The organism is Klebsiella pasteurii (assembly GCF_018139045.1).
GTDB classification, from domain to species: Bacteria; Pseudomonadota; Gammaproteobacteria; order Enterobacterales; family Enterobacteriaceae; genus Klebsiella; species Klebsiella grimontii.
This window is the reverse complement of record NZ_CP073236.1, coordinates 5,461,114-5,474,114: the sequence shown is the minus strand read 5'-3', so window position 1 is coordinate 5,474,114 and position 13,001 is coordinate 5,461,114. Positions and strand designations below refer to the sequence as shown.

At 60.1% G+C, this 13,001-nt stretch carries 12 protein-coding genes; 7 read left to right on the top strand and 5 right to left on the bottom strand.

The features are described from left to right. From licT to KCG39_RS25555, 4 genes are all read right to left on the bottom strand, one after another. Complete coding sequence (licT, locus tag KCG39_RS25570; protein ID WP_004130146.1) at positions 1–840, bottom strand: BglG family transcription antiterminator LicT; 840 nt, start codon at positions 838–840, stop codon at positions 1–3. Further along, positions 837–2,261: a glycoside hydrolase family 1 protein gene (locus KCG39_RS25565; protein ID WP_004130145.1), complete on the bottom strand. Its 1,425-nt coding sequence runs from the start codon at positions 2,259–2,261 to the stop codon at positions 837–839. Before KCG39_RS25565 ends, licT begins: the two co-directional genes overlap by 4 nt. Continuing rightward, complete coding sequence (locus KCG39_RS25560) at positions 2,258–4,138, bottom strand: beta-glucoside-specific PTS transporter subunit IIABC (protein ID WP_142467839.1); 1,881 nt, start codon at positions 4,136–4,138, stop codon at positions 2,258–2,260. The genes KCG39_RS25565 and KCG39_RS25560 overlap by 4 nt, the downstream gene beginning before the upstream one ends. Before the next feature lie 211 nt (positions 4,139–4,349). Next, on the bottom strand, positions 4,350–5,279 hold the full coding sequence (locus KCG39_RS25555) for a LysR substrate-binding domain-containing protein (RefSeq protein ID WP_032742070.1): 930 nt from the start codon (positions 5,277–5,279) through the stop codon (positions 4,350–4,352). A gap of 207 nt (positions 5,280–5,486) precedes the next feature. Between KCG39_RS25555 and KCG39_RS25550 the strand changes: the two genes are divergently transcribed. From KCG39_RS25550 to KCG39_RS25520, 7 genes are read left to right on the top strand one after another with little or no spacing between them, the layout of a single operon-like run. After that, positions 5,487–6,401, top strand: coding sequence for a branched-chain amino acid ABC transporter permease (locus KCG39_RS25550; protein ID WP_228299443.1), 915 nt, complete (start codon positions 5,487–5,489; stop codon positions 6,399–6,401). A gap of 10 nt (positions 6,402–6,411) precedes the next feature. Continuing rightward, positions 6,412–7,518: a branched-chain amino acid ABC transporter permease gene (locus tag KCG39_RS25545; protein ID WP_004130141.1), complete on the top strand. Its 1,107-nt coding sequence runs from the start codon at positions 6,412–6,414 to the stop codon at positions 7,516–7,518. Beyond that, entirely contained in the window at positions 7,515–8,282 is a 768-nt protein-coding gene (locus KCG39_RS25540; protein ID WP_142467841.1) for an ABC transporter ATP-binding protein, read from the top strand. The genes KCG39_RS25545 and KCG39_RS25540 overlap by 4 nt, the downstream gene beginning before the upstream one ends. After that, positions 8,275–8,994 (top strand): ABC transporter ATP-binding protein, encoded by a 720-nt coding sequence (locus tag KCG39_RS25535; RefSeq protein ID WP_123828373.1) that lies wholly within the window; start codon positions 8,275–8,277, stop codon positions 8,992–8,994. The genes KCG39_RS25540 and KCG39_RS25535 overlap by 8 nt, the downstream gene beginning before the upstream one ends. Positions 8,995–9,020: 26 nt before the next feature. Continuing rightward, positions 9,021–10,178: a branched-chain amino acid ABC transporter substrate-binding protein gene (locus KCG39_RS25530; protein WP_004130137.1), complete on the top strand. Its 1,158-nt coding sequence runs from the start codon at positions 9,021–9,023 to the stop codon at positions 10,176–10,178. Between the two features lie 17 nt (positions 10,179–10,195). Next, positions 10,196–10,678 carry an L-2-amino-thiazoline-4-carboxylic acid hydrolase gene (locus KCG39_RS25525; protein WP_004130135.1) on the top strand — a complete coding sequence of 161 codons (483 nt, stop codon included), beginning with the start codon at positions 10,196–10,198 and terminating at the stop codon, positions 10,676–10,678. Next, on the top strand, positions 10,675–11,916 hold the full coding sequence (locus KCG39_RS25520) for a Zn-dependent hydrolase (protein WP_049113822.1): 1,242 nt from the start codon (positions 10,675–10,677) through the stop codon (positions 11,914–11,916). The genes KCG39_RS25525 and KCG39_RS25520 overlap by 4 nt, the downstream gene beginning before the upstream one ends. A gap of 44 nt (positions 11,917–11,960) precedes the next feature. Here KCG39_RS25520 and KCG39_RS25515 read toward each other — a convergent pair whose 3' ends face one another. Beyond that, positions 11,961–12,983 (bottom strand): ABC transporter permease, encoded by a 1,023-nt coding sequence (locus KCG39_RS25515; RefSeq protein ID WP_170873311.1) that lies wholly within the window; start codon positions 12,981–12,983, stop codon positions 11,961–11,963. Between the last annotated feature and the right edge of the window lie 18 nt (positions 12,984–13,001).

Sequence of the window (13,001 nt, the reverse complement as noted above, 5' to 3'; positions counted from 1 at the left end):
TCACGCATCCAGGCCCGCGATCCGCACCAGATGAACGGTGAGCCACAGCAGCTCGTTGCCGCCGAGGGTGATATCGAGCTGGGCTTTGACGTAATCGCGGATCAGCAGCGCGCAGCGGTACGCCTCCGGATACGCCTTAATCACCTGCACCAGCAAAAAACTGTCCCGCGCGCCGTCCAGCTCTCCCTCTTGTAAACGCTGGAGGAAAAACTGCATATGGACCAGAAAACGCGAGTAGTTAATCGAGTCGGTATCTATCTGCTGTTTAAAGTGATACTGCACGAGATTAAAAATATCCTTCAGCATCTTCACCGACTGCATGGTCTGCGCCACGTCGTCGCCCTCGCTCTGGCCGTTTACCAGATGAAAGGCGATATTCCCGGCTTCCTCCTCCGGCAGTTCAATCCCGTACTGCTGGCGAATAATCGTTACCGCCTCGCTGGCGACGCGGAACTGCTGCGGATAAAAACGCCTGACTTCCGGCAGCAGGCGATTTTGAATGGCGATCCCTTTGCGGCTGCGCTCGATGGCAAAGGTCAAGTGGTCGGCGAGGGTAAAGAAAATCTGCTCGCGAACCTTGCTGGCAAGCTGCATATTGGCGCGGGAAATAATCATTGCCGCCATTTCGATCACCTCGTCCGGAATGGCGGAGAGCGCTTCAAGATAGCCGCTGCGGGCGCCGAGCGCCTGGGTCACGAACAGCTTCTCAATCTTCTCCGGGGCGATCTCATCCCCGGGTCTGCTGTTGAAGCCAATGCCTTTCCCCATGACGATAACCTCCCTGCTATCGTCATCCATAGAGAGCACCAGGCTATTGTTGAGCACCTTCTGAACAATCATCTCTGCGACTCGTCGTGGTTGCCGTTTTGCGCGATGACATCCTTATACCACCAGAAGCTGCGTTTGCGGATCCTTTGCAGGCTCTTCAGGTCATCCTCGCCGCGATCGACATAAATAAAACCGTAGCGCTTGGCGTATCCCTGATGGGTGCTGACCACGTCAATCGCCGCCCACGGGCAGTAGCCCATCAGCTCGACGCCGTCGGCTATCGCCAGACGCATTTGCTCGATATGCGCCTGTAAGAAGGCGATGCGATAGTCGTCATTTACCGTCCCGTCATGCTCCAGCTTATCCGGCGCGCCCATGCCGTTTTCGCTAATCAGAATCGGCAGGCCGTAGCGTTCGCACACTTTACGCAGCGTCAGGCGCAGCCCCACCGGATCAACCACCCAGCCGTAGGGGGTTTTGCCAACCCACGGGTTTTCCGCCGGACGATAAACCCCCTCTTCGCCCAGCATAATTTGCTGGTCCCCGGCGCGGGGCGCAACGTCGCCGCCATCTCCCCGGCTGGCGGCAATGGTGGCGGTGGAGTAATAGTTAATGGCGATAAAATCCGGCCGTCCCTGCTGCAAAATCAACGCATCTTCTGGCTGCATTTCCGGCGCAAGACCGCGGTCCAGTAAATACGCCCACGCTAAGGCGTTGTAGCGGCCATGTACCGCCACATCCAAAAAGCTCCAACAGCGCAGCGTCTCCCAGTTATGCGCGGCGATGGCGTCCTCCGGTTTACAGCTTTCGGCGTACATCGACGTAGTGTTTATCGCCGGGCCGATGCGCAGCCCGGGGAATTCGCGGTGGCACAGGGCGAAGATCTGCGCCTGGGCCAGCATCATATGGTGATTCTGCTGGTACAGGGCTTTCTTGTCCGGCAGTTCGCGATCGGCGGGCACGCCAATCGCGCCGGGATGCAGGATCATGGTGTTCTGTTCGTTAATGGTCAGCCAGAGCGCAACTTTATCGGCAAACTCGCTGAACAGCAGCCGGGCATAGCGCACGAACGCCTCCCCGGTTTTGCGGTTCAGCCAGCCGCCTTTTCGCTCCAGCGCCCATGGCAGGTCGAAGTGGTACAGAGTGACGATGGGGGTGATGCCATGGCGCGTTAGGGCGTCGATCAGGCGGTGATAAAAGGCCAGCCCGGCCGGATTCGCCGCGCCGTCGCCGTCAGGTATCACCCGCGACCAGGCCACCGAAAAGCGGTAAGCCTTCAGCCCCATCTGCGCCATCAGCGCGACGTCTTCCTCCACCCGATGATAGTGGTCGCTGGCGATACGGAAGTCCGCCGTTCCCGGCGGATGGCTGAGCATATCGACCACCGAGGGGCCTTTACCCTCTTCATTCCACGCGCCCTCGACCTGATAGGCCGAGGTGGACGCGCCCCACAGAAAACCGTCCGGGAACTGCGCTTTCTTTTGATAAATCATGCCTGCGCCTCCTTAGCGGATTGCACCATCAATTGCTCGCCGTAATCGACCTGTGCGGCGGCGGTCAAGCGCAGCGAGTGCTGCTCGTCACCGTTGACCACAATCACCGGCGTAATCAGGTCATACCCGGCCTGCTCGATGGCGGGAATATCAAAGCGGATCAGCGCCTGTCCGGCTTCCACCTTATCGCCCACCTTCAGCGTAGAGCTAAAGTGCTGGCCGTTAAGATTAACGGTGTCGATACCGATATGGATCAGCAGCTCAAGACCGCTGTCGCTCTGCAGGCCAACGGCGTGGCAGGAGGGCAGGAACATCATCACCGTGCCGCTAAACGGCGCGCGCAGTACCCCTTCCTCGGGACGAATCGCCAACCCCTCGCCCAGCAGACCGCCGGAAAAGACGTCATCGTTCACTTCGCTGAGCGCCGCCACCTTGCCGCGCAGCGGGCTGAATACTTCCGTCTCCCCTTCGCTTTTCGGGCTCACCGCAGGCTGCGGCGCCTCGCTGACCTCTTCTTGATCCTCAGGCGTATCTTTAAAGGCGATAAACCAGGTCAGGGTAAAGGTCACCACGATGGAGATCGCGCAGGTCACCAGCGCATGGACGATGTTCATTGGGTTTTCGCCGATAAACGCCGGCAGCGCCGCGAGGCCTGGCGAGACAAACGCGTAGCGCACCAGCCCGCTCACTCCGGCGTAGACCCCGGCGCAGCCGCCGCCGATCATCGCGGCAATCAGCACGCGGCGGAACTTGAGCAGCACCCCGTACAGCGCCGGTTCGGTGATCCCCAGCAGCGCGGTAAAGCCCGATGAAGAGGCCAGCTGGCGCAGGTTGCTATTTTTGGTTTTCAGCGCCACGCACAGCGTCGCCGCCCCCATCGCCACGTTGGACGCCAGCATCCCCGGTCCGTTAATCATCTCGTAACCGCTTTTACTCAGCTGGCCGGTGGCGATCGGCGTCATCGCCCAGGCGGTACCAGTAATGATCAGGAAGGGCTGCAGGGTGCCCATCAGCATCGGGATCAACCAGCTGGCGTGGCGGTCGATAGCGCCCGCTCCGGCGGCGACCAGATCGTTAAGCAAAATGCCCGCCGGGCCGACCACCACCAGCGCCAGCGGCGCGGTAATCAGCAGGATCAGCATCGGCTTAACGAAAAACTTGATAATCGATGGCGACACTTTTTCGGCAAAGCGCTCCACCCACGACATCAGCCACACGGTCAGAATAATCGGCAGCACCGAACCGGCGTAATCGGACAGCAGGACGTTGATGCCAACAAAATCGACCGCTTTACCGGCCGCCAGCATCTGGCCGATGCCCGGATGCAGCAGCACGCCCGCGAGGGTCATCGCCAGAATGGGGTTGCATTCAAACTTCAGCGACGCCCCGTAGGCCAGCAGCACCGGCAGGAAGAAGAAGGCCGCATCAGCAATAATATTCAGCAGCTGATACGTCGAGCTGGTTTCGCTAATCACCCCCGTGAGCTTGAGAATAGCCAACAGCGCTTTAATCATCCCCGCGCCGGTAATCGCCGGGATCACCGGGGTAAAGGTGGTCGAAATAACGCTGATAATCCGTGCGACGATGCCGGCCGGCTTCGCATTTTTATCGCCGCCTGCCGGGCCTTTTTTCTCCGGCATCGCCTTATTGAGCCGCCGATAAACCTGCTGCACCTCGTTGCCGATCACAATCTGGAACTGGCCGCCCTTCTCCACCACGCTGATTACGCCGGGGAGGGTGCCAATCTGCGCATCGTTTACCTTTGCGCGGTCGTTGAACTCCATGCGCAGCCGGGTCGCGCAATGGGTGAGCATGCGGATATTTTCCGCACCGCCCACCGCGTGGAGGATTTTGTCTGCTGTTTCGTTATAGTTCATAGTGTTCCCTGGTGTTGGGGCAAAAAAAAAGACCAAAACAGAGACGCTCCCCTTGGCGGGAGAGCATTTCTATTTTGGTCTTGCCTGCTTTCGCAGTAGCACGCCATCATAAAAATGGGTTATTTCGGCGGATTATCTAAGCGCCCCTGCGTAATGACAATGGCGACCGAACAAAAATGTGAGCTGGCTTAAGTAAATTCTTAACTAAATATCAACCGAGGGCCTGCTGGCGTAGCCAACTCTGCAATAGTTTACCGTTGGGGGTCATCTCGCTATCCTGACGTACGCAGAGATAATAATCCCGGCCATCATCAATTGCCGCATCGAAGATTTTCACCAGCTCGCCGCTCTTCAGATAGGGAGCGATCAGCGGCTCGCGCATGAGCGCACAGCCCAGCCCGGCCTGTACGCCCGCCAGGGTTAGCAGGCCGTCCTCAAACAGCGGCCCGGTCGAGCGCGGCGGGCGCTTCACTCCCTGCTGCACAAACCACTGATTCCAGGTCGTGCGCTCCTCGTCGTGCAGCAGCGGCATCTGCAACAGCTGTTCCGGGGTATCAATATGCCCATGGAGGCGGAGAAAAGCCTGACTGCATACCGGCACCATTCTGCCGGAGATCAGCTTTTCACTTTGATAGCCCACCCAGTGACCGTTGCCAAAGCGGATCGACATATCGGAAGCGTCGCTAAGATAGTTGCGGTGGTTAGCGTAAACCACGTTGATTTCGGTATGCGGGTTCGCGTGCACGAACGACGGCAGGCGGGGAATAAACCAGCCCATGCCAAACAGCGGGATCAGGCTGATCGTCACCTGCTGGGTTTGCACCTGCTCGACGAGATGCTCGGTGGCCTGACGCAGTACGTTAAACGCCGCGCGGATCGAGCGGTAATACTCCCGCCCCTGCTGGCTGAGAGTCAGCCGTCGCCCCTGCCGTTCGGTGAGCGGGATCTGCAAATAGCCCTCCAGCACCTTGAGCTGATGGCTAACCGCCGAGGGCGATATCGCCAGCTCCTGCGCCGCCAGGGTCACGCTGCCGAGGCGTGCGATCGCCTCGAAGGCGCGCACTGCCCGCAGCGGCGGATCGTTGGCCAACGTACTCTCCGACCAGCTAACCGGCCCCGCTGATTGTTCTGTTTTTTTCATATGTTGATTTTCTTAGCGCATTTCGCTATCCGATGAACTATTAAATTATATTTGAAATCATAAAGATATCTAACAACATATTTATAATAAGAAAGAATATATGCGTATTTTACAATTTAATTCATTTGTTGGATGGTAGCGATTATTTGAGCATCTTGTCGGAACAATCAGTTGGACACACTCATACAACAAATCATCAACGGGGTCATGCTCGGTAGCATCTACGCCCTGATCGCGCTCGGCTATACCATGGTGTACGGCATCTTGCGCATTATTAACTTTGCCCACGGCGACATTCTGATGGTCGGCGCGTTGACCACCCTTTCCGGGATGCACGCCCTGAACGCGCATTTCCCCACTCTGCCGCCGCTGGCGCAGCTCGGGCTGGCGCTGCTGCTGGCCATGACGGTCTGCGCCCTGCTGGCGATGGCGGTCGAACGCTTTGCCTACCGCCGCCTGCGCAACGCCCCGCGCCTGGCGCCGCTGATCTCCGGGATCGGCGTCTCGGTGCTGCTGCAAACCGTAGCGATGATCGTCTGGTCGCGCAATCCGCTGATGTTCCCGCAGATCCTGCCGATGGACCCGATCGCCGTGACCCACGGCAGCGCAGCGCATCCTCCGGCTCTCGTTACCGTCACCGGTATCGTCACCGTCGCGCTGGCCCTCACGGTGATGCTTGGCCTGTGGCTGCTGGTGGAATACACCCGCTTAGGCCGCGGTATGCGCGCGGTAGCGGAAAATCCACGCATCGCTACGCTAATGGGCGTTAACCCTAACGCGATTATCGCCCTCACTTTCGCCATCGGCGGCATATTCGCCGCGCTGGCTGGCGTGATGATGGCCAGCAACTACGGCAGCGCTGGTTTCTCCATGGGCTTTCTACCCGGCATTAAATCCTTTACCGCCGCGGTGCTCGGCGGCATCGGCAATATTCGCGGCGCGATGATCGGCGGCCTGCTGCTGGGCCTTATCGAATCCCTTGGGGCAGGCTATCTCGGCGACCTGACCCACGGCGTCTTCGGCAGCAACTACCAGGATATTTTCGCCTTTATGGTGCTGATCCTGGTGCTGGTCTTCCGCCCGGCCGGTTTGCTCGGCGAACGCGTCGCGCACCGGGCTTAGGAGAAAAATCATGACAACGGCACAACTCGATACGCCTGCCGTCTCCCGCCGCTTCTGGTCCGGGATGACCCTGTTCGTCTGCGCGCTGCTGGTGGCGCCGATGGTCGCCAGCCAGCTCGGCGGTAATTACTGGGTGCGAGTCATCGACTTCGCCCTGCTCTACGTTATGCTGGCGCTGGGGCTAAATATTGTGGTCGGCTATACCGGCCTGCTGGATATGGGCTTTATCGCCTTTTATGCCGTGGGCGCGTATCTGGCGGCACTGCTGGCCTCACCGCATCTGCTGGACGTCTTCCCGATGTTGAATAGTTGGTTTCCGGACGGCCTGCACACCTCCTGGCTGGTGATTATTCCGCTGGCCGCGCTGGTGGCGGCAGGCTGCGGTATCGTGCTGGGCGCGCCGACGCTGAAGCTGCGCGGCGACTATCTGGCCATCGTCACCCTCGGGTTCGGCGAGATTATCCGCATCCTGATGCGCAACCTCGACCGTCCGGTCAACATCACCAACGGCGCAAAAGGCATTTCCGGGGTCGATTCGCTGAATCTGTTCGGCCTCAAGTTTAGCGGCGTTTATCACTGGTTTGGCTTTAAAGTCCCGGCGCTGTGGCTGTGGTACTACCTGCTGATGCTGGTGATTGTGGCAATTATTTTCGTCTGCCTGCGGCTGCAGCATTCGCGCATCGGCCGGGCCTGGCACGCGATCCGCGAGGATGAAGACGTCGCCCGCGCGATGGGCATTAACCTGCGTAACTACAAATTGCTGGCTTTCGCTATCGGCGCCTCATTCGGCGGCGTAGCGGGCGCGCTGTTCGGCGCATTTCAGGGCTTTGTTTCGCCGGAATCCTTTACCCTGCAGGAGTCGATTGCGGTCCTGGCGATGGTAGTGCTGGGCGGCATGGGGCATATCCCCGGCGTGATCCTCGGCGCGGTGCTGCTGACCGCACTGCCGGAGCTGCTGCGCAGCCAGGCGGCGCCGGTACAGCAGGCGCTGTTTGGCGAAGTGCTGATTGACCCGGAAGTATTGCGCCAGCTGTTCTACGGCATGGCGCTGGTGCTGGTCATGCTGCTGCGCCCTCAGGGCATCTGGCCCGCGCGACATCAAGGAGCGAAAGCATGAGCCTGTTAAGCGTACGCCATATGACGAAGCGTTTCGGTGGTCTGACGGCGGTCGACAACGTATCGCTGAGCATTAATCAGGGTGAAATCTACGGCCTGATCGGCCCCAACGGCGCAGGGAAAACCACCTGCTTTAACCTGATTACCGGGCTTTACCCGGCGGACAGCGGCGAGTTCGCTATCGGCGGGGAAGCCTATTTTCCGAACAATATTGAGAAAGTGACCGCCGCGGGCATCGCCCGCACCTTCCAGAACGTGCGGCTGTTTAACAACATGTCGGTACTGGAGAACGTTATGGTGGGCCGCCACGTCCGCACCCGCAACGGCCTGTGGGCCGCGCTCTCCCGTCATAAACGGGCCCGGGCCGAGGAGACGCAAACCCGCGAGCTGGCCTGGCACCTGCTGGACTATACCGGCATCGCGCAGTTCGCCCACTATCGCGCCTGCGACCTCGCCTACGGCCACCAGCGGCGGCTGGAGATTGCCCGCGCGCTGGCCACCGAACCGCGCCTGCTGGCGCTGGATGAACCGGCAGCCGGGATGAACGCCGCCGAGAAGATAGCCCTTGGCGAACTGCTGCTGCGCATTCGCGACGACGGCAAAACGCTGTTGATGATTGAGCATGACGTCAAGCTGGTAATGGGGATCTGCGATCGCCTGATGGTGCTGGATTATGGCAAAACGTTAACCAGCGGCACGCCGGATAGCGTACGCCGCGATCCGGCGGTGATCGCCGCCTGGCTGGGAGGCAGTGCCCATGTCTGATTTATTAACCGTCAACCAGCTTAGCGTTCATTACGGCGGCATCCAGGCGGTGCGCGACGTCTCTTTCAGCGTGAAAGAGGGTGAGCAGGCCACGCTTATCGGCGCCAACGGGGCGGGCAAAAGCTCAACCGTCCGCGCCATTACCGGGCTGGAACCCTTTAGCGGCGACATTCTGTTTAACGGCAAGCCGATACGCAAACGTCGGGCCGAATCCCTGCTGCGTGAAGGGCTGGTGATGGTGCCGGAAGGTCGTGGAATCTTCGCACGCATGACGGTGCTGGAAAACCTGCAAATGGGCGCGTGGCTGCGTCGCGACGGGGCGGCGGTCAAACAGGAGATGCGCGCCATTTTCGAAAACTTTCCGCGTCTTGGCGAACGTCAGCATCAGCTGGCGGGGCTGCTCTCCGGCGGCGAACAGCAGCTGCTGGCGCTTAACCGCGCCCTGCTCAGCCAGCCGCGTCTGCTGATCCTCGACGAACCGTCGATGGGCCTGGCGCCGCTGATGGTCGAGAACATTTTTCGCGTCATCGCCACCCTGCGCCAGCGCGGCGTCGCGCTGCTGCTGATTGAGCAGAACGCACGCCTGGCTCTTGAGGCTACCGACAGCGCCTGGGTGATGGACAGCGGCAACATCGTCGAGCGCGGTCCGTCGCAGACGCTGCTGGCCGATGACCGTATTGCACAGATTTATTTGGGCGAAATGCCCGTTTAACAAACAACCAGCATCAGGGAAAAACAATGAAAACAGTAAAAATCAGTGCGCTCAGCGCCGCTATTCTGCTCAGTGGTTTTGCCTCATCCGCCGCGTGGTCCGCGGCCAGCGAAACCGTCATTATCGGCCTGGCAGGCCCGCTCACCGGCCCTTCCGCGCGTATCGGCAAGGATCTGGAAAACGGCGCGCAGCTGGCGATTGACGATATCAACAAGCAGCATCCGACCATCGGCGGCAAGGCGGTAACCTTCAAGCTTCAGTCGGAAGACGATCAGTCCGACCCACGCACCGCCGTTGCCGTCGCCCAGCGTCTGGTGGACAGCGGCGTCGCGGGCGTCGTCGGTCACTGGAACACCGGCACCAGCATTCCCGCTGCGCGAGTTTATCATGATGCGGGCATCGCCCAGGTCGCGCCGGTCGCCACCGGGCACGCCTACACCAAACAGGGCTTCGACACCAGCTTCCGCGTGATGGGCCACGACGATGACGGCGGACAGTTTGCCGGACAGTACGCGGTACAAACCCTGAAGGCCAAACGCATCGCGGTTATCGATGACCGTACCGCCTTCGGCCAGGGGCTGGCGGATGAATTTATTAAGTCGCTGGAAGCGCAGGGAATCAACATCGTCGACCGCCAGTACGTCGATGACAAAACCGTCGACTTCAGCGCCGTGCTGACCGCGATCCGCAGCAAAAACGCCGACCTGATTTTCTTTGGCGGCGTCGATAGTCAGGCCGCCCCGCTGGCGCGCCGCATCAAACAACTGGGCATGAACGCCACCCTGATGGGCGCAGGCGGCTTCGTTAGCCAGACCTTCCTCCAGCTGGCGCAAAAAGAGGGCGACGGCGTGGTGGCGCTGGAGCCGGGACTGCCGGTTGAGCAGATGCCGGGCGGTAAAGCCTTCGAGCAGGCTTATCAGTCGCGCTATCACACCCATATCGAGCTGCATGCGCCGTTCGCCTATGACGCCACCCGCGTGCTGGTCGCGGCGATGGAAAAAGCCGACTCCGTCGATCCCGCCGACTATCTGCCCGCCCTGCGCGGCATTAATTACGCTGGCGTGACCGGACAAATCGCCTTTGATAAAGAGGGCAACCTGAAATCACCAACCTTTACCGTTTATAAAGTCGTCGACGGCAAATGGCAGCCGCAAACCGTACTCGGCGGCGCAACAACGAAGTAACGCAGTGAGGCAATGTGATGAGTGATAATAACGAGCTGGGCATTCTCGCCCGCCGCAAAATTGAAGCAGAAATAATCAAGCCGATTTACGCCATCCTGGTGCGCGAGATAGGTAAGGCTCGCGCCCAGGCGGTCATCGGCGAAGCCATTGAAAACGCCGCCATTGAGGCGGGAAAAGCGTTTGCCCGCCAGGAGCCTGACGGCGCGGATATTCGCAGCTTTGTCGCGCTGCAGTATCTGTGGGAGAAAGATAACGCCCTGGAGGTCACGGTGCTGGACGCCGACGACCAGCAGTATAACTACAACGTGAACCGCTGCCGCTACGCCGAGATGTACCACGAAATGGGCCTCGGCGAGATTGGCCACCTGCTCTCCTGCGCCCGCGACGATAAATTTATCGTCGGCTATGCGCCGGACGTGGAGCTGACCCGCACCACCACCATCATGCAGGGCGGTAAGTGCTGCGACTTCCGCTATCGCGTGCAAAAGGACAAGTCATGATAACCGTCAACGGCGCACGTCTGTGGTCGACGCTCAACGAGATGGCGCTGCTCGGCGCCACCCCCGCGGGCGGCGTGACCCGGCTGGCGCTCAGCGAAGAGGATCGTCAGGCGCGCGACCTGCTGCGCCAGTGGGCGCGGGAAGCCGGCTTTCCCTGCGAAGTCGACAGCATGGGCAATATGTTTATTCGCCGCGCCGGTAAAAATTCGCAGTTAGCCCCGGTGCTGACCGGTTCCCACGTCGACTCCCAGCCGCTCGGCGGCCGCTATGACGGCATTTACGGCGTCCTCGCCGGTCTGGAGGCGCTGCGCACGCTGAACGATCTCGGCATTGAGACCGAACGCGATATCGTGCTGGTGAACTGGACCAACGAAGAGGGCGCGCGCTTTGCCCCGGCGATGCTGGCATCGGGCGTATGGGCCGGGCAGTTTAGCGAAGATTTCGCCCTCGCCCGTGTAGACCGCGACGGCATCAGCGTTGGCGCGGCGCTGGAAGCTATCGGCTATCGCGGGGAATGTCCGGCCGCCGCCTTCCCGCTCCACGCCTGCTACGAAGTACATATCGAACAGGGGCCGATTCTGGAAGAAGAAGGCGTTAATATCGGCCTCGTTCACGCGGCCATGGGCCAGCGCTGGTTCAATATCACCCTCGAGGGCTTTTCCGCCCACGCCGGCACCACCCCGATGGGCAGCCGCCGCGACGCGCTGACCGCCTTCGCCGAGCTGGCGCTGGCGGTGGAGCAAATCGGTATCGCCCACCATCCCGACGGTCGGGCGACGATTGGCATGGCGCAAGTGATCCCGGGATCGCGTAACGTGGTGCCGGGCCGCGTGATGTGCAGCGTCGAGTTTCGTCATCCGCAAACCCCGGCGCTGGAAGCGATGGAGCAAGCTCTGCATGGCGCTGCTGACGCGCTGGCGGCGCGCGGCGTGACGGCAAACGTCGAGCGTATTTTTGATTACGCGCCCATTGCCTTTGATGCCGGATGCCTGGCGCGCAGCCAGCGGGCGGCGGAAGCGTTGGGCTACAGCGCCCGAACCATCGTTTCCGGCGCCGGGCATGATACCTGCTATATCAGCAAGGTCGCGCCCGCCAGCATGATTTTCATTCCCTGCGAGAAGGGGATTAGCCATAACGAAGCGGAGAACATTCTGCCGGAATGGGCGGAGAAAGGGGCGAACGTGCTGCTCAACAGTTTACGTCTTGCCGCGGATGAGCCCGCTTGCGGCGCGTCGTAAACGCGACATGGCCCACGGCAGTAAAGGCCGTGGGCTATTGCCGATCAATGCTTTTTGCGGTTGCGGCGCATATCGATAGTCACTGCCGCGACGATAATGATGCCTTTGATAATATCCTGCACGTAGGCGTCGACGCCGACAAAGGTAAACCCGCTTTTTATCAGGCCGAGGATCATCGCGCCGATTAAGGTCCCGGTGATGCGCCCTACCCCGCCCATCAGGCTGCTGCCGCCGATAACCGCCGCGGCGATAGCATCCAGCTCGTAGGACATGCCCATGCTCGACTGCCCGCTGCTGACGCGCGCCGCCAGCACCACGCCCGCGAGGCCGGAGAGCGCCCCGGCGATGGCATAGACGATCACCAGGTATTTATTCACGTTGATACCGGAGACCTTGGCCGACGTCATGTTACCGCCGATAGCGTAAACGTATTTACCGTAGCGGGTATGCTTCAGGGCGATATGGAACACCGCGGCGACGACGAAGAAAATAATCACCGGCATCGCCCCCTGGCCGATGGCGGTAAAGCTGTCGGATAAGAAGCTGATGGGGTTGCCCTGAGTGTAATACTGCGCCAGACCGCGCGCCGACACCATCATCCCAAGCGTCGCGATAAACGGCGGGATGCCGGTGCGGGTCACCAGAAAGCCGTTGGTTAAGCCGCACAGCAGGCCGACGCCGATACCGGCGCCAATCGGGATAATCGCCGGCATATTAACCAGCGACGGGAACATCGGCGACAGGCTATCGGAGGTTTGCGCAAGGCTTGCCGCCACCACGGCGGCGAGAGCGATCACCGAGCCGGAGGAGAGGTCAATGCCGGTGGTAATAATGACCTGGGTGACCCCGACGGCGATAATACCGATAATCGCTACCTGTAAAACAATTAATATCAAACGATTGGTGTTTAATAAAAAGGACTGGTCGCGGACGTACCAGCCGGCAATTTCAAAAGTCAGGGCAATCACCAGCATGACGATAAATATCCCGGTATCTTTCGGCAGCCGGTGGCGTAATTGCCCAAAGAAAGAGGGTTTCTCAGTGATCGGGGTCGCCGTTATTTTCATATTGCTCATTCTCTGTGC